At 47.9% G+C, this 17,877-nt stretch carries 22 protein-coding genes; 6 read left to right on the top strand and 16 right to left on the bottom strand.

Annotation, left to right across the window (positions count from 1 at the left end; translation table 11 throughout):
- Positions 1–23: 23 nt before the first annotated feature.
- The gene (locus tag HGH91_RS12480; protein ID WP_168738749.1) at positions 24–539 is read left to right on the top strand and encodes a hypothetical protein; all 516 of its coding nucleotides are present in this window, start codon (positions 24–26) and stop codon (positions 537–539) included.
- Positions 540–615: 76 nt separating this feature from the next.
- On the opposite strand, the gene HGH91_RS12475 is transcribed toward HGH91_RS12480, so the two are convergent.
- From HGH91_RS12475 to HGH91_RS12465, 3 genes are all read right to left on the bottom strand, one after another.
- Entirely contained in the window at positions 616–1,821 is a 1,206-nt protein-coding gene (locus HGH91_RS12475; protein WP_168738748.1) for a DUF1501 domain-containing protein, read from the bottom strand.
- 21 nt (positions 1,822–1,842) lie between these two features.
- Positions 1,843–3,285 carry a DUF1800 family protein gene (locus HGH91_RS12470; protein ID WP_168738747.1) on the bottom strand — a complete coding sequence of 481 codons (1,443 nt, stop codon included), beginning with the start codon at positions 3,283–3,285 and terminating at the stop codon, positions 1,843–1,845.
- A 91-nt stretch (positions 3,286–3,376) separates the two neighbouring features.
- Positions 3,377–4,585 (bottom strand): molybdopterin molybdotransferase MoeA, encoded by a 1,209-nt coding sequence (locus tag HGH91_RS12465; protein WP_168738746.1) that lies wholly within the window; start codon positions 4,583–4,585, stop codon positions 3,377–3,379.
- A 47-nt stretch (positions 4,586–4,632) separates the two neighbouring features.
- Between HGH91_RS12465 and moaC the strand changes: the two genes are divergently transcribed.
- Both moaC and HGH91_RS12455 read left to right on the top strand, forming a co-directional pair.
- Positions 4,633–5,118, top strand: a complete 486-nt coding sequence (gene moaC / locus HGH91_RS12460; RefSeq protein ID WP_168738745.1) for a cyclic pyranopterin monophosphate synthase MoaC — start codon at positions 4,633–4,635, stop codon at positions 5,116–5,118.
- On the top strand, positions 5,102–5,701 hold the full coding sequence (locus HGH91_RS12455; protein WP_168738744.1) for an NTP transferase domain-containing protein: 600 nt from the start codon (positions 5,102–5,104) through the stop codon (positions 5,699–5,701). The genes moaC and HGH91_RS12455 overlap by 17 nt, the downstream gene beginning before the upstream one ends.
- Before the next feature lie 15 nt (positions 5,702–5,716).
- On the opposite strand, the gene HGH91_RS12450 is transcribed toward HGH91_RS12455, so the two are convergent.
- Together HGH91_RS12450 and moaD are read right to left on the bottom strand one after the other, a co-directional pair.
- The gene (locus HGH91_RS12450) at positions 5,717–6,118 is read right to left on the bottom strand and encodes a molybdenum cofactor biosynthesis protein MoaE (protein WP_168738743.1); all 402 of its coding nucleotides are present in this window, start codon (positions 6,116–6,118) and stop codon (positions 5,717–5,719) included.
- Positions 6,119–6,163: 45 nt separating this feature from the next.
- Entirely contained in the window at positions 6,164–6,397 is a 234-nt protein-coding gene (moaD, locus tag HGH91_RS12445) for a molybdopterin converting factor subunit 1 (protein ID WP_168738742.1), read from the bottom strand.
- Between the two features lie 79 nt (positions 6,398–6,476).
- On the opposite strand from moaD, the gene HGH91_RS12440 reads away from it, so the two are divergent.
- The gene (locus tag HGH91_RS12440; RefSeq protein ID WP_168738741.1) at positions 6,477–6,848 is read left to right on the top strand and encodes a DUF7009 family protein; all 372 of its coding nucleotides are present in this window, start codon (positions 6,477–6,479) and stop codon (positions 6,846–6,848) included.
- A gap of 5 nt (positions 6,849–6,853) precedes the next feature.
- Complete coding sequence (gene moaA / locus HGH91_RS12435; protein WP_168738740.1) at positions 6,854–7,831, top strand: GTP 3',8-cyclase MoaA; 978 nt, start codon at positions 6,854–6,856, stop codon at positions 7,829–7,831.
- 2 nt (positions 7,832–7,833) lie between these two features.
- Here the strand turns inward: moaA and HGH91_RS12430 are convergent, their stop codons facing one another.
- The 6 genes from HGH91_RS12430 to HGH91_RS12405 form a co-directional block, all read right to left on the bottom strand.
- The gene (locus HGH91_RS12430) at positions 7,834–8,577 is read right to left on the bottom strand and encodes a sulfite exporter TauE/SafE family protein (RefSeq protein WP_168738739.1); all 744 of its coding nucleotides are present in this window, start codon (positions 8,575–8,577) and stop codon (positions 7,834–7,836) included.
- A gap of 2 nt (positions 8,578–8,579) precedes the next feature.
- The gene (locus HGH91_RS12425) at positions 8,580–9,665 is read right to left on the bottom strand and encodes a HesA/MoeB/ThiF family protein (protein WP_168738738.1); all 1,086 of its coding nucleotides are present in this window, start codon (positions 9,663–9,665) and stop codon (positions 8,580–8,582) included.
- 41 nt (positions 9,666–9,706) lie between these two features.
- Positions 9,707–10,255, bottom strand: coding sequence for a GNAT family N-acetyltransferase (locus HGH91_RS12420; RefSeq protein ID WP_168738737.1), 549 nt, complete (start codon positions 10,253–10,255; stop codon positions 9,707–9,709).
- 67 nt (positions 10,256–10,322) lie between these two features.
- On the bottom strand, positions 10,323–11,591 hold the full coding sequence (gene serS / locus HGH91_RS12415; protein ID WP_168738736.1) for a serine--tRNA ligase: 1,269 nt from the start codon (positions 11,589–11,591) through the stop codon (positions 10,323–10,325).
- Positions 11,592–11,653: 62 nt separating this feature from the next.
- Positions 11,654–13,321 (bottom strand): NAD+ synthase, encoded by a 1,668-nt coding sequence (locus HGH91_RS12410; RefSeq protein WP_168738735.1) that lies wholly within the window; start codon positions 13,319–13,321, stop codon positions 11,654–11,656.
- A gap of 31 nt (positions 13,322–13,352) precedes the next feature.
- On the bottom strand, positions 13,353–14,039 hold the full coding sequence (locus tag HGH91_RS12405; RefSeq protein ID WP_168738734.1) for a porin family protein: 687 nt from the start codon (positions 14,037–14,039) through the stop codon (positions 13,353–13,355).
- A gap of 73 nt (positions 14,040–14,112) precedes the next feature.
- Between HGH91_RS12405 and HGH91_RS12400 the strand changes: the two genes are divergently transcribed.
- Complete coding sequence (locus HGH91_RS12400) at positions 14,113–15,150, top strand: hypothetical protein (protein WP_168738733.1); 1,038 nt, start codon at positions 14,113–14,115, stop codon at positions 15,148–15,150.
- Between the two features lie 26 nt (positions 15,151–15,176).
- Here HGH91_RS12400 and apaG read toward each other — a convergent pair whose 3' ends face one another.
- The 5 genes from apaG to HGH91_RS12375 form a co-directional block, all read right to left on the bottom strand.
- Complete coding sequence (apaG, locus tag HGH91_RS12395) at positions 15,177–15,563, bottom strand: Co2+/Mg2+ efflux protein ApaG (RefSeq protein ID WP_106526994.1); 387 nt, start codon at positions 15,561–15,563, stop codon at positions 15,177–15,179.
- An 83-nt stretch (positions 15,564–15,646) separates the two neighbouring features.
- On the bottom strand, positions 15,647–15,973 hold the full coding sequence (locus HGH91_RS12390) for a DUF4157 domain-containing protein (protein WP_168738732.1): 327 nt from the start codon (positions 15,971–15,973) through the stop codon (positions 15,647–15,649).
- The gene (locus HGH91_RS12385) at positions 15,961–16,905 is read right to left on the bottom strand and encodes a DUF5777 family beta-barrel protein (RefSeq protein WP_211092272.1); all 945 of its coding nucleotides are present in this window, start codon (positions 16,903–16,905) and stop codon (positions 15,961–15,963) included. The genes HGH91_RS12390 and HGH91_RS12385 overlap by 13 nt, the downstream gene beginning before the upstream one ends.
- A gap of 11 nt (positions 16,906–16,916) precedes the next feature.
- The gene (locus HGH91_RS12380) at positions 16,917–17,468 is read right to left on the bottom strand and encodes a YceI family protein (RefSeq protein WP_168738731.1); all 552 of its coding nucleotides are present in this window, start codon (positions 17,466–17,468) and stop codon (positions 16,917–16,919) included.
- Positions 17,469–17,484: 16 nt separating this feature from the next.
- A complete protein-coding gene (locus tag HGH91_RS12375; RefSeq protein WP_168738730.1) occupies positions 17,485–17,832 on the bottom strand; it encodes a hypothetical protein in 348 nt (115 codons plus the stop codon).
- Between the last annotated feature and the right edge of the window lie 45 nt (positions 17,833–17,877).

Below are 17,877 nucleotides of genomic sequence, written 5' to 3'. Positions count from 1 at the left end.
TAAAACTGATTATAATATAACCTATGCGCATATTAGTAACTGCATTACTCAGTGCCATTGTAATGTTGAGTATATCCTGCAAGAAAGATAGTAAAGACGATGCCCAGCGCCGCAAGTATGTTTCGATGAAACTGGATAACAGGGTGTACCTGGTAGATAATCCAAAAGGAACCATCTATGCGCCCAATTTAACAGACGAGAACCCGAACAACGACTATCCCAGGCTGGAAATTACCGGGCAAACTTATACCGGTGATGTAATCACCATGGCCATGGCCGCCCCCAGCTTACCTTTTGCGCCAGGCGCCTATCCCGCTACCAAAACAGGTAATGGTATGAGCATTGTACTCAACAGCGTATATGCCAATACCCTCGTGTCTACCGGCAGCAGCGACTTCGTTATCAGGATTACCCGTATCGACAATATGGTGGTAGAAGGCACCTTTTCCGGCACCCTTGCCGACCAGTCAGCAGCAGGAGGCCCCAGAAGTGTGCAGGACGGCGCTTTCAGAGCAATTATCACCCAGGTAGGACAATAAATACCCGATATAAAAAAGAGGAGTGGCATCTTTGACCAGATACCGCTCCTCTTTTTTATAATATATGAGATGATGGCTAAATAAATTCCAAATGCGGATAAGTATTCCTCAAAATAGCGTTATCATCCGCGCCCAGCCACTTATTTAACAGGGTGGCATACACGCTTTTAAAATCTACTTTATACTGCAAATCCCCATCCCGCAGGTTAAATAAATCGGGTCCTTCGTTGATCATGCCCGGTTGCTTTAAGCCTCCCCCGATTAAAAACATGTTATTGGCCGTACCATGGTCTGTTCCTCCGCTGGCATTCTGACTTACCCGGCGGCCAAACTCTGAAAAGGTCATTACCACTACATCCTGGAAACGGTTATTCTTTTTCAGGTCGCCGGTAAATACGGTCAGGGCATCACTTAGTTGCCCGAACAGGCGGGCCTGTTGCGCATCCTGGTTTACATGGGTATCAAAACTTCCATGTGATACATAGTACACTTTGGTATTGATATCCGACATCACCAGGTTAGCGATGGTGCGCAGGTTCTTGCCAAGCTCCGTATTCGGATAATTTTCGGTAGACTTATACGTCTTAAACTGTTGCTGTATATAGGCCGCAGAGGAAATAGTTTCACCCATGGTTTTGTACAGGTAGTCTACATTGCTGTGGTGGTCATCTGCCCCGGGATGTTGCTGTAAAAGATCCTTAAAATATTTATCGCTGCTGGTACCGTACAAACGCGCCGGATCCGTCAGCGCCAGGCCTTTATCGCTATCGCCTTTCAGGGCCAGGCTCAGAGTGTCATCTATCTCCAGGGCCTGTGTAGGTTTATCACAGCCTTTGCACTGCGCGTCGAGGTAACGCCCAATCCAGCCATCAGACCAGTATTGATTTGACTGGCTGGCCGAATGCCAGATATCCATAGACCGGAAGTGGGAACGATCTGGGTTGGGGTAACCTACATTATTCAAAATACCCAAAGCGCCATCGTCGTATAACTCTTTCAGCCCTTTTAATGCAGGGTGTATACCCAGGTTATCGGTCAGCGACAAAGCCGCTTCCCGCTTTATTCCCAACGCGGGCCTTGCCCGGTAATAAATATCATTGCGGTAGGGTATGATCGTGTTCAATCCATCGTTACCACCCGACAGTTGAATGATCACCAGAATTTTGTTGCCGGGAGGCACCAGGCTACCGCGTTCCAGCGCTTTCAGGAATTTTGGCATCATCATCGCAGCCGAAGCCAGCGAGCCTACCTGCAAAAAACGACGCCTGTTTAGAATCAGCATGTTGGAAAATTTTTATGGTGATTAACACAATTGATATTCCGGCGTACTCATCACGTCGATGGTTACTGTTTTAATATAGTTTTCCCGGGTACTGCTATCCGCGTATTGCTCCAGCAGCGATGGGCCAATTTTATCGGGGAACTGCAACAGCACACCGGCTATTTCCTTCGCCAGATTTTCCCTGGGCACATCTGCATAGCCCTGTAGATATGGATCCCAGTTGATACGGGCATTTACTTTTTTCGCGTATTGCCGTTTCAGGAAATCATTCATTTGCAGGGTCATTTTATAATTGCCGCCCATTTCCGGTGTCAACTCTTTAGGCATTACATTAAATGATTGAGAATATAAAATGACTTGTGGTATACGTAAACGGAACATCAGGCTGGAGCTGTCTATCCAGCTGCGCCCACCGGGCCAGCCAGCCACATTGGGAGGATAAAACAGCATTTGTCCCAATACCCGCTGAAATAATATCATCACTTCCTCCTGTTCAAAATCCATGGGCACCGTCCTGCGTATGCCTACCAGCAGTTCTACCGGCGATTTAATACGGTTACCGATCAAAGTGCTGTCATAAAACCAATCTGACATGAATATTTCTTTCATCAGCGATTTTATCTTGTAGCCGGAATGGTAGAATTTATCTGACAGCATCGTAATAATCGCTTCATCCGGTGTATCGTTGACAAAGAATCGATAAACTTTAGTGGTAATAAATCTCGCGGTTTGCTTTTGATCGAGTAGTATTTTCAGTACATCATCTCCATTAAAATTCCCCTGTTTCCCCAGGAATGATTTCAGGCCATCATCGTGTTGCTTATCGCGGAACACGAAAGCGCCGGAGTCATCAAAGCCCCATCCGGTAAAGGCCCTGGCGCCTTCTTTCACATCATTTTCGGTGTAGTTGCCCCTGCCCAATGTGAACAACTCCATTACCTCGCGGGCAAAATTTTCGTTGGGGTGCTGTTTACGGTTTTGCTGATTATTCAGGAATTGCAGCATAGCCGGTGTTTTAGATACCGCGCTCAGCAAGTCGCCGAAATCGCCCAGCGCATTTTCGCGTATCACGGCTAACAGCTGCTGGTTAAATATTACATTTTCTGTACGGCAGGCGAAATGCCCATGCCAGAAAAGGCTCATCTTCTCCCGCAATGGATGGTCGCTTTTAATCATGCCATTAATCCAGGCTACATTCAAGTCCCGTATCCCTTGCGTATTCATTTGCTGCACGTTTTTCTTTTCTTCGGGCGTCATGGATTTCAGCTTCTTATAATCGGGGAGATCGGAATTTGCAATTACATCCATCGATTCAATGGATGCCCTGGTGGGGCCTATCAGGATACTATTAACAATATCTTTCCTTCGTTTTTTTTCCCAGTCGGAGATGACAGGAAGGGTTTCTCCAAAGCCGGCACGCCAGGCAAGATGTTGCAACTGCAGCTTTTGGGTAACTTCGGCCATAATTAAATGATTTAATATAAGACTATCAAATAATGGGCGGGTTTAACTATCCAGGCAAACGAATCCTTATTTAACAAACGGTGGGTTTATCTCAACGAAATTTCCATACCTCGTAACAATTTCCTTTTTCAAAAACATTTTCTTCCAATGGCAATGCCAGGAAAGCATCAGCTTTCAACAGGCTGGCCAGATCGCCGGAACCCTGGTAGGGCTGCGGAATTGCCAGCAATACCCCATTGGATTGGGATTGCAGTTTCACCGGGATATAATATTCCAGTGCCGCATCAAATACAATTTTTTCCGCCAGCTGTGCATACACCGGTGCGGGCATTACCGCACCCATAGCGGCTTGTATCCAGGGGCGTATATACCTGTAAAAGCACATGAAGCCCGATACAGGGTTACCGGGTAAGGCAAATACTAATGGGCCATGGGGGAAAGTACCGAACAGGAAAGGCTTTCCGGGCCGTTGCTGTACTTTATGAAATACCTGTTGCATTCCTAACTGTTGTAATACGGCAGGGAGATAATCAAATTTTCCGGCGCTCACTGCTCCGGAACTGATCCATATATCCGTTTCCGTTAACAGCGGCTCCAGCTGTGCCCGCATAGTGGCGGCTTCATCAGTCAGATGAATATAACGGGCTTTGACGCCGATCTGTTCCAGCGCGGCCACGAGGCTATAAACGTTCGACATGCGCACCTGGTGCAGGGCTGGCGTGGCATGCACCGGTACCAGCTCATCGCCGGTGGCAATCACCACCACCCGGGGCTGCCGGCTTACCTGTACCCGTGTTTTACCTACGGTAGCCAATACGCCTATTTCGGCCGGACCTATCACTACGCCCGGCTGCAGCAGCGCAGCGCCCTTATCCACATCCGATCCTTTATAATGTATGTTCTGGCCTTTTTTTACGGTACCATGTACCGTAAATCGACGGAACCCCTCATGTTCAGAAAATTCCAGGTGTTCATAAGGAATAACGGTATCTGTCATTTCCGGCAATACAGCGCCAGTCATCACCTCTATACAATTAGCAGTATTGGAAAGCTGTAACTGCGGCGCTCCGGCGGCCTGTATATCTTCCACCCCAAAAATATGCTGCCCCCTGACATAGCTGTCGTAGTTTACCGCAATACCATCCATGGTAATGCGGTCAAACGGCGGAAAGGGTCTATCGGCCAGTATCGGCTCCCGTAAAACTCGGCCAGTGGCCGTTTCAAAGGCAACCGTTTCTGTACCCAAGTCCCGTACCGTATCCATCACAGCGTTAAATGCAGCAGCAACAGTCAACATCATTTTGAATTACTTTTGTATAAGGTGAACTTCTTTAAATTTATGCTTTTATGTCCAATGAATCAAGTAGCGGTTTTTCGCACCTCAATGAAAGTGGTCAACCTGCCATGGTCGATATCAGCGGCAAACAGGATACCTATCGTATAGCCGTTGCCGAGAGTCGTGTGTATTTACCTGAACCAGTGCGGGCGCAATTTACGGGACAGGACATTCAAACCCGCAAGGGTGGCGTTTTCCAGACCGCCATTATCGCAGGTATCATGGCCGCCAAAAAAACGCCGGAGCTTATTCCGCTTTGCCATACCTTGTTGCTGGATGGCTGCGATCTACAGATACAGCTGGAAGGGGAAGAAGCCATTATCCGCTGTACCGTGAAAACCAACGGTAAAACAGGTGTGGAAATGGAAGCCCTCACCGGCGCCAGTGTAGCTGCACTCACCATCTACGACATGTGTAAAGCGCTCACCCAGGAAATGATTATCCGGGAAACAAAACTCATCAGCAAAACCGGGGGAAAACATGACTACCACAAATAACAATGCGCCATTAAAAGGCCTGGTGCTCTGCGGCGGATTTAGCACGAGGATGCACGAGGATAAAAGCGATATCGCCTACCACGGCGTACCGCAATGGCAATACCTGGTTACTTTGCTCCAATCTTTTTTAGACGAAGTATATGTTTCCTGCCGGCCGGAACAACAGACCCACTTTGCCGCCCATCCACTGCTGATACCCGACAATGTGGCTCATGGCGGCCCTTCTGCCGGGCTCCTCAGCGCACATGCACTGCAACCGGCAACTGCCTGGCTGGTAGTAGCCTGCGACCTTCCCCTGCTGAGCCGGCAAAGCCTGGAGTTGCTGATACAGGCGCGGAATCCTCAGAAATCAGCCACCTCCTTCATCAGCCCGTTTAATGACTCGCCGGAACCTCTCATCGCCATATGGGAACCTGCAGGCTTGCAAACATTACAACAAAATGTACTGAATGGAAAAAGCTGTCCACGTAAAACCCTGCTGAACAGCGAAGTAGAGCTGCTCCAGAACCCTTTTGCCACGGAGCAGTTCAATGCCAACACACCAGAAGAAAAAGCTACAGTGTTATCCAGCCTGAAGAAATAAAAACAGGGAAGTTATTCAGGCGATTTCGCCATCAGCAAAAAATTCTTTTTTCCAGATAGGAACGGTTTCTTTCAGGGTATCGATTATATATTCACAGGCGTCGAAGGCGATGCCCCGGTGCGCCGCCGCCACCGCTATTACCACAGCTATATCGCCAGGGTATTTATCTCCCACGGCATGCAGCATCACCAACTTCTGGATATCCCAACGTTCCTGCACCTGCGTCGCTATTTTCTGCATTTCTGAGATAGCCATGGCTTCGTAACATTCATAAAATAACTTCAGCACGGGCCGTTGTTTGGTATGATTACGCACGGTACCGGCAAAAATCACTTCTCCGCCGCAGGCGGGCGACTGTATAAAATCCAGTGCCTCCTGTACGGTAATCGTATCTTTAATATCTATTAATATTTCCATCTCTTCTTTACTAAAAAATAGGCTTTAAAAGCGGCACAGCAAGGATCAGCCCCCACTTACAGGCGGAATAACGGCTACTTCATCCTGCTCATTAATTACCTGTGAATCAGCAGCATAAGTCCTGTTAACCGCTATCATCATGGATTTCAGCTGCCGCAGCCCCGGATAAGCCTCATACAACCAGGCCTTCAGCGATGCCACATCCCGCACCTGCGCCGGCTTTTCCAGCAGCGCCACACCTATAATATCTTTTGCCACACCAAACAATAATATGCCCATACCGGTTAAATTGTTCGTTAAAACTACAATATAGCCCCGATAAAGTAGTAATTTTAGTACGGCAGATAAAGCATTTTTTATGAAAATCAGGATACGAGGCAACAGCATAAGGTACCGGCTGGACAAAACAGATCTGGAACTCCTCCAAAATGTAGGAAAAGTGGAATCTATCACGCATATCGGCGCCGGCACGCTTCACTTCTGCATACGGGGAAAAGATATTACTGATCCTATTATCAAAATGGAACAGGATGGAGTACACCTCCTGTTACCGCTTCCACAGCTGGATACCTGGTATCTGCCAGACCAGGTAGGATTTGAGCTGATATTACCCAACCATGATGGTTCGGAGCTGAAGATACTGGTAGAAAAAGATTTTAAGTGTCTTACAGACAGAGACGAGGATGATAGCCAGTCATTTGACAATCCTATGGCCGGCAAAAATTGCTAACACGAATGCTCACAGATGCACATCATCGCACGATCGACTATATTCGGCTATCGGTAACAGACCGGTGCAACCTCCGCTGTACCTACTGCATGCCGGAACATATGCACTTCGTAAATAGCAAGGCATTACTCAGCGATGAAGAAATATTATTTTTATTGCAAACGTTAGCCGGCGCTGGTATTTCCAAAGTCCGGATCACTGGTGGAGAGCCCTTCCTCAGACCGGGTTTGATGCAATTGCTGGAAAAAATAACCCGGATACCGGGCATTGATGAAATTGCCGTTACCACCAACGGCGTGCTTACCCAACCGTACATTCCCGCGCTGCAAGAACTGGGCATCCGGCATATTAACCTGAGCCTGGACACCCTCCGGGCCGATCGTTTCCTGCAAATTACCCGGCGCGATAAATACGCCGCGGTGATGGATACCCTGCAAAGCCTGCTGCAACAACAAATGCCGGTGAAGATCAACGTGGTAGTGATGGAAAATGTGAATACGGATGAACTCACCGACTTCGCCGCCCTTACCCGCGACCATGCACTGTCGGTGCGATTCATAGAAGAAATGCCTTTCAATGGCCAGGGACACCTGTTTTCCGGTATTAACTGGCATTACCAGAAAATCCTGGACACCATCAGCGCAGTATATCCATTAGAGAAAATAGCCGATGCGCCACATTCTACTTCGCTCAACTACCACATCCCAGGGCACAAAGGCAATATTGGCGTCATTCCTGCCTATAGCCGCACATTTTGCGGCACCTGCAACCGGCTTCGTATATCCGCTACCGGTAGTATGAAAACCTGCCTGTACGGCAATGATGTGTTGAATGTAAAAGAAATAATGAGAGATCCGGCACAGCAACCGTTATTGTTAAGCGCCATACAATCGGCCATCCATCAGCGATTTGCCAATGGCTTTGAAGCCGAAAAACATCATGCAGAAAAGTATATGGAAAGTATGTCGGTGATTGGAGGATAACGCTATTTGATCAACATTCTCACCCCGGCATATAAGATCAGCACCGCTGTAGCACCAGCCACCCACCTGGGTTTCAGCACTTTGGCACTCAGGCGTGCGCCTATCTGTCCACCTAAAACAACCGCTATCAGCAAAGGCCCTGTAAACTTCCAGTCGAATACAATAGCGTGTTTGGCGGCCTGTCCGCATAGTCCGGCAATGGAATTAACCAGGATAAAAAAGCTGCTCAAACCCGCTATATTCTTGGCGGTATCATATTTTCCCAAACGCAGTACCGGCGACAAATATATGCCACCGCCTATGCCGGTCATGCCCGACAGCAGGCCTATAGCGCCGCCGATAACACCATATACCATCCCATTGCCCCTATTGGCAGGTATAATAGGCTCTTCCCGTTCAAAAAACAGCCGGTAACACATCACCAGCGCGGCCAAGGTAAGGGCCACTCCCAGCAACAGGAAAAAGGTAGCCTGCTTCATAGGCAGGTAACTACCTACAAACGCCAGGGGCACGCTGATCAGCGACAATTGCCAGGCTTTTTTCAATGGCAAATGACCACTCCTGTAAAAATGATATACACCTCCAATTACTACGGCCACATTACATATTAATGCCGTAGATTTCATCAGTTGAAAATCTACACTCCATAATGCCAGCATGGCCAGATAACTCGAGCCGCCGCCAAAACCCGCCGCGGAATAAGCCAGTGCTACCAGGAAAAAAAGTAAACAGAGTTCTGCTATCACGGTTAATAAGTTTGCATTTGGTCATCTATCGCACAAGCCCAGGCATGAATACCACCTTCTACATTGTATATCCGTTTAAAACCCGCTGCTACCAGGCGTTGCGCCACGGCGCGGCTACGCATACCATGGTGACAAAGCACTGCTATCGGCATATCAGCCGGTAATGCGGCCATCCGTTGCATCACTTCTCCCATGGGAATATGCAGCGATGGTGATATATGGCAAATTTCCCATTCATCTATTTCCCGCACATCCAGCAGGGTAAAGTGGGTATTGTTTTCCTGCCACTGCGCCAGTTCGTCCACTGATAAGGATTGTACGCCGGCCACCTCGCAAACGGTTTGTTCATAGTTGGCCTGTAAAGCTGTTATCTGCCTGTTGGCAGCTACAGGAGAGATGTTAAATACCAGGTGGTTATTATGCAGCGTATCAATTGTCATTAACTGGTTACGCAAAGGAGTTCCAATACCTGTGATCACCTTTACGGTTTCATTGGCCTGGTAACAACCAATAATGCCAGGTAATACGCCCAGCACCCCTATATCGCTGCAGTTCAGCATTTCACCACTTTCGGGCGGTTCGGGAAACAAGCAGCGGTAGGTGGCTCCTTCCTGGTAATTAAACACGCTTACCTGTCCTTCGTATTTATAGATGGCACCATATACCAGCGGCTTCCCGGTAATTACGCAGGCATCATTGACCAGGTAACGGGTACCGAAGTTATCGGAGCAGTCAACAATCACATCGTAAGCGGCAAAAAGCTCCAGGGCATTTTCAGTGGTTAACCAGGTATCATGTACCACATGGGTGACCTCTGGATTCAGTGCCTGCAGGCGTTTTGCGGCCAGCGTCACTTTAGGCTGGCCCTGATCGGCGGTATGATAGAGTACTTGTCTTTGCAGGTTGGTAACAGATACCGTATCATGCTCCACGATACCAATACGGCCAATGCCCATGGCGGTAAGATATTGCAATACGGGCACACCCAGGCCACCAGCGCCGATTACCAATACTTTGGCTTGTTGCAGTAATGCCTGTTTTTGTGGTCCAAATCCCTCCAACCGGGTTTGACGGTCATATCGGTCCATGCGCATGGTTTTAGACGTTAAAAATAATCGTATTCCGGAAATTATGGCAGCGGTTTTATTTGCAGGTGCATAGTGACCAGGTCTACATAGGCGCCATTTTTTTGCTGGATGCCGCGGGGCAGGCGTCCACACTCCATAAAACCAAAGTTGCGGTATAACTGCATGGCTTTTTCGTTGGTAGCAAACACCTGCAGGGAAAGCAGGTATAAATCCGGGCGCTCTTCCGCCCAGCGTAGCATAGCGGTCATCAGCCGGCGGCCTATTCCCATGTTATTCCACTGGCTTTCTACGGCAATACCCATTTCTGCGGAGTGGGCCTTTTTATGCAAACCGCTGTGGTTAACATTTACAGAGCCTACAATATTGCCTTTTACAATAGCCAGTAATAAGAGTTGATGGGGATTATCGAGATAGCCCTGGATATAATCCTGTTCAGAGTGAATATCCAGCTCCAGTGACTCGCGGTGGGTAAAAAGGAGGTAGTCCGTTTCCCGGGTCAGACGCTGGAAGCTGGCCAGCAATCCTGCTGCATCCTGTAATACAGGAGGGCGAATAATGAGTTCATCGCCATTGGGAAGGAAATGTTTCATGTACACATCGGAATATCCGATGACCTGGTGACCAGCATGATTCCGGCCACCAGATCATTGTGGGTAATTATATCATATGGCTACCAAAGTAAGACTGCAGCACGGTTGGCACCTGGATGCCTTCAGCTGTCTGGTTGTTTTCCAGCAGGCAGGCCAGGATACGGGGCAGCGCCAGGGAGCTGCCATTCAGGGAATGCACCAACTGTGGCTTACCATTGTTTTCCTTGAAACGTATTTTCATACGATTGGTCTGGTACGCTTCAAAGTTGCTCACAGAGCTCACTTCCAGCCATTTTTGCTGTGCGGCGCTATATACTTCGAAGTCGTAGGTGATGGCAGAGGTGAAGCTCATATCGCCGGCGCATAAGCGCAGAATGCGATAAGGCAGCTCCAGCTGATTCAGCAGCGTTTCCACATGCGCAATCATTTCATCCAGCGCCTCAAAAGATTTTTCGGGATGTACCAGCTGTACAATCTCTACTTTATCAAACTGGTGTACCCGGTTTAATCCACGTACATCTTTACCATAAGAACCAGCTTCACGGCGGAAGCAAGGCGTATAGGCCGTCATTTTGATAGGCAGATCGGTATCTTTCACGATTTCATCGCGGTAGATATTGGTTACCGGTACTTCTGCCGTAGGAATGAGATAGTAGTTGTCTTCTGTGGCATGGTACATCTGGCCTTCTTTATCTGGCAGCTGACCGGTGCCATAAGCAGAGGCTTCGTTTACCAGGTAAGGAGGCGCGTATTCGGTATACCCGTTGCTGGTATTATAATCCAGGAAGTACTGGATTAAAGCACGTTGTAAGCGGGCGCCCCTGTTTTTGAAAACAGGGAAACCGCTGCCGGTAATTTTATTACCCAGCTCAAAGTCGATCAGTTCGTATTGTTTAGCCAGGTCCCAGTGAGGAACAGCGCCTGCATACAGGTCAGGAATCTTACCCCCGCTGCGTACTTCCTCATTTTCTTCCGGCGTTTTACCGGCAGGCACCATAGCGGCAGGCAGGTTAGGCAACTTTACCAGGGTATCGTGCAATGCCTTTTCAGTAGCATTCAATTCTTCATTCACAGGCCCCAGGCGATCTTTCAAAGCCGCTACAGCAGCACGCTGCGCTTCTCCTTCTTCTTTCTTGCCCTGCGCCATCAGTTTACCTATTTCTTTTGACAAACTGTTTACCTGCGCTTGGGTTTCATCGTATTCCAGGGTTAATTTCTTGCGCTTGTCGTCCAGGGCCAGCACTTCTTCCACTACTTCCAGCTCTTTGAAGTTCTTAAAGGCCAGGCGCTCCAGCACAAATTCTTTATTTTGACGTATAAACGGTACTTGTAACATGTGTTGTATGATAAAATTTTGACAAAGATAATAAAAGAGCGAAAAGCCATATCGCTTTCAACTCAACTAAGATATTTCCCCACAATAGGTACCCTGCGGCCCACACCAAAGGCTTTGGAAGATACCCGGATAATGGGGCAGAATTGATTTCGCTTGTATTCATTGGTGTTCACCATCTTTAAGGCCCGCGAAACCAACACCGGGTCGAAGCCCTGTGCTACAATTTCACGAGGTCCCTGGCGGCGCTCAATATACTGATACAGGATGCGATCCAATATCGCGTAGTCCGGCAGGCTATCACTATCTTTCTGATCAGGGCGCAACTCTGCTGATGGCGCCTTATCAATAATATTCACCGGTATGATCTCTTTCTCCCGGTTAATATACCGTGCCAGGGAATATACCTGCATCTTATACACATCTCCCAAAACAGACAAACCTCCCGCCATATCTCCATATAAAGTACCATAACCGGTAGACAACTCGCTCTTGTTGGAGGTATTCAGCAAGATATAGCCAAACTTGTTAGACAAGCCCATTAAGAGATTTCCCCGGATACGGGATTGGGTATTTTCCTCTGCCACATTAAACGGCAGCCCTTTAAAATAAGGCTCCAGCGTGGCCAGGAAGGTTTCGTAAATATCATTAATGCGAATGATATCGTAAGGGTTGCCCAAGTTCTGCGACAGCGCTACGGCATCATCTACAGAGTGACTGGTAGAGTAGGGAGAAGGCATCAATATAGCCCTCACGTTATCTTTACCCAGTGCTTCACAGGCAATAGCCAGTGTAACTGCGCTGTCAATACCGCCGGAAGAGCCAAGAATGGCTTTAGTAAAGCCCATTTTACCAAAATAATCGCGGATGCCCATCACCAGGGCATCATAGATACGGTGAATATTATGATCGAACTCCAACGCCATGAGCGGTGTAAAGCCGGAAGGCTTTACCGGCGGCAAATCGCTACCCACCAGCTTTTCCAGCTCCATGCCTCCCATTGCCTCTTCGAAATAAGGTAGTTCTTTAACGATATTGCCCTGGGCATCATAGATCAGGGAGCCGCCATCGAATACAATTTCTGTTTGGGAACCCACGGTATTACAGTAATACAGCGGAATCTTGTATTTTAAGACATTGGCCAGGATAATTTCCTTCCTGTCTTCATCATGATCATAATCAAACGGAGAAGCAGAGAGGTTAATCATTACATCTGGCTCCTGGGCAATCAGCTGATCCATCGGGCAGATACGGTACAGGGGATTATCTCCCAGGTTCCAGATATCTTCACAGATGGTGACCGCCAGCTTTTTTCCTTTAAATGGAATGATGTTCCATTCGTAGGAAGGCTCGAAATACCGGTATTCATCAAATACATCGTAGGTAGGCAGCAGGGTTTTGTGAACGACCTGTTTTACTTCCCCTTCGTACAGGAACCAGGCAGCATTAAAGAGGTCTTTCCCTTCCCGCTGCGCGTTCCGGGCCGGAGCGCCTATTAAAACGGCGATGTCACTGGTATGTGTTTTAATCACATCAATGGCCTTGTGACACTGCGCGATAAAATCTTCAAATTCCAGGAAATCACGTGGAGGATATCCACAAACGCACAACTCTGAAAACACGACCAGGTCGGCGCCCTGTGCTTTAGCCGCCTGGATGCCGGCGATAATCTTCTCTGTATTTTTCTCAAAATTGCCAATATGATAATTCTGTTGCGCCAGTATAATATTCATAGTAATAAAGTGAGCTGATTCAAAAAAACGGCTAGAAGAATATTCCCAGCCGCAGGGCGAAGTTATTCATATTTACCCTGCCATCATTCCATTTTGCATTGCGGGTTACATCTACAAACCCGTTCTGGTAGGTAATGCCCACCAGGCCGGTCAGATTCTCACCCAGTGGATATTCTACGCCTCCTCCTATCAACATACCAATGTTGATGCGGTTCATGTCCGACAGGATATTTACCCGGTCGTACGACTGGCTGCCACTCACCACGTTGGCACGGCCGCTCACCGGGAAATCGAGGTAGCTACCAAATTGTCCCCACCACACGATATCATTTTCCATGGACACCGACTTCAGTTTCAGCGCCACGGGGATTTCGATATAGGTGAGCTTCATATTATATTCGGCCGTATTGCCGCTATAGCTGCTCAATCCTTTACCGGCATCATATTGCAGCTTGCTGCCTGCCAGCATCACCTGGAATCCCGAAGACAGGGCATAGGTGCCCCTGTCGTTGAGATTAAAGTCGGCCATAAGCCCAAAATTAAGTCCAGCCTTAGCGCTGTTGCGGTTTACGCCCGATTCCTGTGGTTTTAATACCGATATCATCGGGTTCAAGGTAAATCCCAGCCTGGTCCCGTGTCTGAAAGCCCGGGGGCCGTTTTGCCCCATACTCACCTGCGTGATGCCCATAATAGCCAGCAAAAAGAGAATCTTCTTCATAGATGATGCTAATTCACAATTTTTTATAATACAAGGTAAATAATAATTTTACCTTAGATGAGTTTTAAGAGTGATGCAAAGTTACATTAATAAATATACCCTGCTGACAGCCAGCCTGATTGCCCTACTGGGGATAGCGGCCTGTACATCGGTTCCCAAAGCCCCGGACGTAAGTCATATACCCATGACCGTTAGTATGTCGCGCTTTGATTCGGCCCTGTTCACTATCGACACCAATGCTATGCAACCCGGTCTTGCGGGGCTACATGCCAGTTACCCGGTATTTCTACCCTTGTATGTAACAGATATTATGAACCTGGGCGCCTATTCCGATAGCAGCAGTACGGTGCAGCAGCAGCTTCATATGTTCCTGACCACGCCCGATTTCCGTCACCTGGAACAATCTGTACAAGCAAAATTTGGCGACGGATCTGCGCTAAACGCCCAGCTGGCACAGTGTTTCCGGTATATCAAATACTATATCCCTTCCTTTCATCCGCCTAAAGTGGTCACTTTCATTTCGGGAATAGCCAATTATGGCGCCATTACGGTGGATACTATCCTGGGAATAGGGCTGGATATGTACATGGGAGCCGACTTTCCTCCCTATGCCCAGATCCCTGACTACCCGGATTATATGATACGCCGCTTTGCCCCTGAGTACATTACCACCAACTGTATGCAGGTGATACAGCAACAATTATATCCTCCTGCGCGTAAAAATGCGAACCTGCTGGAACAGATGATGGAAGCGGGTAAGCAGCAGTATTTCCTGGATAAGGTACTCCCTGGTACCCCGGATACCGTGAAACTGGGATATACCAAAAGCCAGCTGGACTGGTGCTATGACAATGAACAGATGATCTGGCAGTTTTTTGTACAGAATAACCTGGTGTACTCCAGCGACTGGCAGCAAATCAATCATTTTGTGGGTGATGGCCCTTCTACACAGGGCATGCCCGAGGGCGCTCCCGGCAAAATTGCCAATTTTGTGGGTTGGCAGATCATAAAGAAATATATGAATGAGCACAAGGAGGTTACCTTGCAGCAGTTAATGGAATCGAAAGATGTGACGGAAATCTTTAAGGCCACCAAATACAGGCCTAAATAACGGTTACAGGCTAAACGAAGACAGGATTAGTTGAGTTTGAAAGGAACGACCATCTGGAATTCGGGGATTTTCACCTCGAGAATTTTCTTGTCCAGTTGGTTTTCCATCTGATAAGTACCATACATCTTACCAATCTCCGTTCTGAGATTGGATCCCGAGACATATTGGTAAGTTTCACCGGGCGCCAGCAGTGGCTGAACACCAACCACACCTTCTCCTTCCACCTCACGATGCGTACCATTGGAATCGATAATATACCAGTGGCGGCGCAGCAGCTTGATGGGGAAAGTGTTATTGTTTTCAATGGTAATGCGGTAAGCAAACATGAATTCGCTTCCAATTGGATTTGAATAATCCGGCTGGTAGAATGTCTCCACGCTGATGGTGATGCCCTCTGTTACCTTCTTAACCATAAAATCAACCTTTAACGTAAAAATAAGAAAAATAAAACCAGTGGTTGGAAAAAATCTGGTATCTGCCCTACTTTAACGATTCTTTAGATTATTTCAATGTTGTCGAGTATAGCCGGATCTTCTTCAGCGGCCCTTGCCGCTACCTCCAGGATGTTGTTATAATAGCCCCTGCGCAGGTATTCAGCGAAATATCTCCATAGAAATCCAAAAAATCCAAACCGCTGGTACTGTTTTACATGGCAAGCCTCGTGCCGCATCCAGGCAATGTCTGACAAAAAGCGTTCCCGGGACGCTCCATGCAGGTGGATGGTGCGTCCCAGGACCATGGCTACTGACTGTACCCGCATAAAGCGGGCTGCTACCTTCGCCAGCCTTGAATTTTCACGTATGCGACAGATTATTTTTTCCAATCCTTCTTCCCGAATAACGTAAATCTACGGGAAATATTGAAACCCCAGCGGAATTGCCCCTGTAACCAGGAGGTAGTGGTTTCCGGAATAAATTGGTTTTCCAGGATGGCGGTGGAGTTGGTGAAGGTGATGCTGAATACGTGGCCACCGGTTTCTATTTCCAGTCCCACGCCCAGCGGGTTATAGAATTTAGTGCCCAACGACTTGAAATAATCTTTGCTTTCGGTGGTGCGGAACGGATAATAATATTCAGCCAGTAATCCCAGGCGTTTACTCAACTTCAAACGGCCGGCAGCACCCAGGGCAAACATATTATTCATATCCATATATGAAACCCGGTTACGATGCACATAAGTTGGCATCAGCGTGAAGGACAGCCGGTCGGCAAATTTGCGGGATACCAGCGCCTGGGCTACATACGTCATACGGTCGGCCGTAGTCCCGAAATAATCGGGCGCCGATTTATCCGTGGCCGACGGCATACCACTGATCACCATATTACCGAATACCGCTACAGATACCGGTACATAGTCATCCTTGGTTTGCTGAAGAAACCGGTACTTCACCAGTCCTTCATACAACTGGCGCAGGTTTCCGGAGCCTTTACTCCGGCTGATCCCCACCATGAGGTGGTCGGTGATCCCGTACTCAAAGGCAATACGGATATCGGTAGAGTTATCGGTACCGAAAAATGTTTTGGTTCCTCCAAACTCGCCACCGGCGTCGCCAAAGCGGTGTGCCACCCGGAAGTCCAGCTCATGTTTATGGAGTGTTTCCGTAGACTGGCCCTGGATAATGCGGGTCGATTTATACGTATCCAGCACGCGTGTATGTGCAGTACTGGTGCTGTCAAAAAGTTTCTCCAGGCTGTTCTGGGCCTGCGCGGCAGTACCGGCGGCGAGGCATAATAATATAGCAGGTATAATTTTCATGTAATAATTGATTATTTATTACTGTAAGGAGTATAAATAGCATTGACGGTAACCGCCACCACTTCTGCGATATTCTTCACTACCAGCGTAGGGACTTTGATATGGTGATCAGCGACCCGTACGTTGAAAGTGGAATTCACGGTAATGGTATTTCCCTGGGTGGTAAGGGTGCCTTTGGCGGTATACACTTTATCAATCCCGTGAATATTAAGTGTGCCCGTTACCGTTACCGGGAAAGTACCGTCTTTACTGAAGTCTACGTCTTCATTGATTTTTCCCTTGAATTCAGCGAAAGGATATTTATCACTTTCGAGATAATTTTCATTAAAATGTTCCTGCATCAGCTTCTTTTTAAAGTCGAAGGAGCTGATCGCCACTTTAAAAAAAACTTCTTTTGTTTTCTTATTGAGGGCAGAGGCGCCCTTATCTGTCTTAGCTTCAATATCTTCCATCGGGGCAGAAGAAAAGAAAGATAAACGGGCATTTTTGCAGGTATACACGTCCTGTGCAATGGCGCTTGTTACCACCAGCCATACGCTCACCAAAAGCAGCCAGTATTTCATGTTGATCTGTTTTAGGTTATTGATCAGGAAGCCCATGTGCTATCCAGCAGGCGATAGAATCTTTCATGCCCTGGCTCAGCGCCGGAAAGCCCTGTGACTGGGGCATATCGGCCAGCGAACCAACAGCCCGCAGCTCAAACGTAGAGCGGTGCGTATTGATATAAGCCTTTAATGTGGTGGCAGTAGAGAAATCGGCCACAGCAGGAGAATTGCCTCCGGGATGGCAGCCCCGGTTGGTACAATTGGTCTGTATCGCCGTCAGCGCATAACTGGTCGTGATCTTGGCTACATCGCAGTTAACGCCACCACTCACCGGCGATGGCGCCTGCTCATTCTTACAGGCTGCAGCGAATAATAAACTCATGAATAAAAAAATGGTAATCCTCCTCATAGGTTTTCCAAAATTTGT

The organism is Chitinophaga eiseniae, from assembly GCF_012641265.1.
GTDB lineage: Bacteria > Bacteroidota > Bacteroidia > Chitinophagales > Chitinophagaceae > Chitinophaga > Chitinophaga eiseniae_A.
The sequence above is the reverse complement of the archived record's forward strand: the minus strand, read 5'-3'. Positions and strand labels throughout refer to the sequence as shown.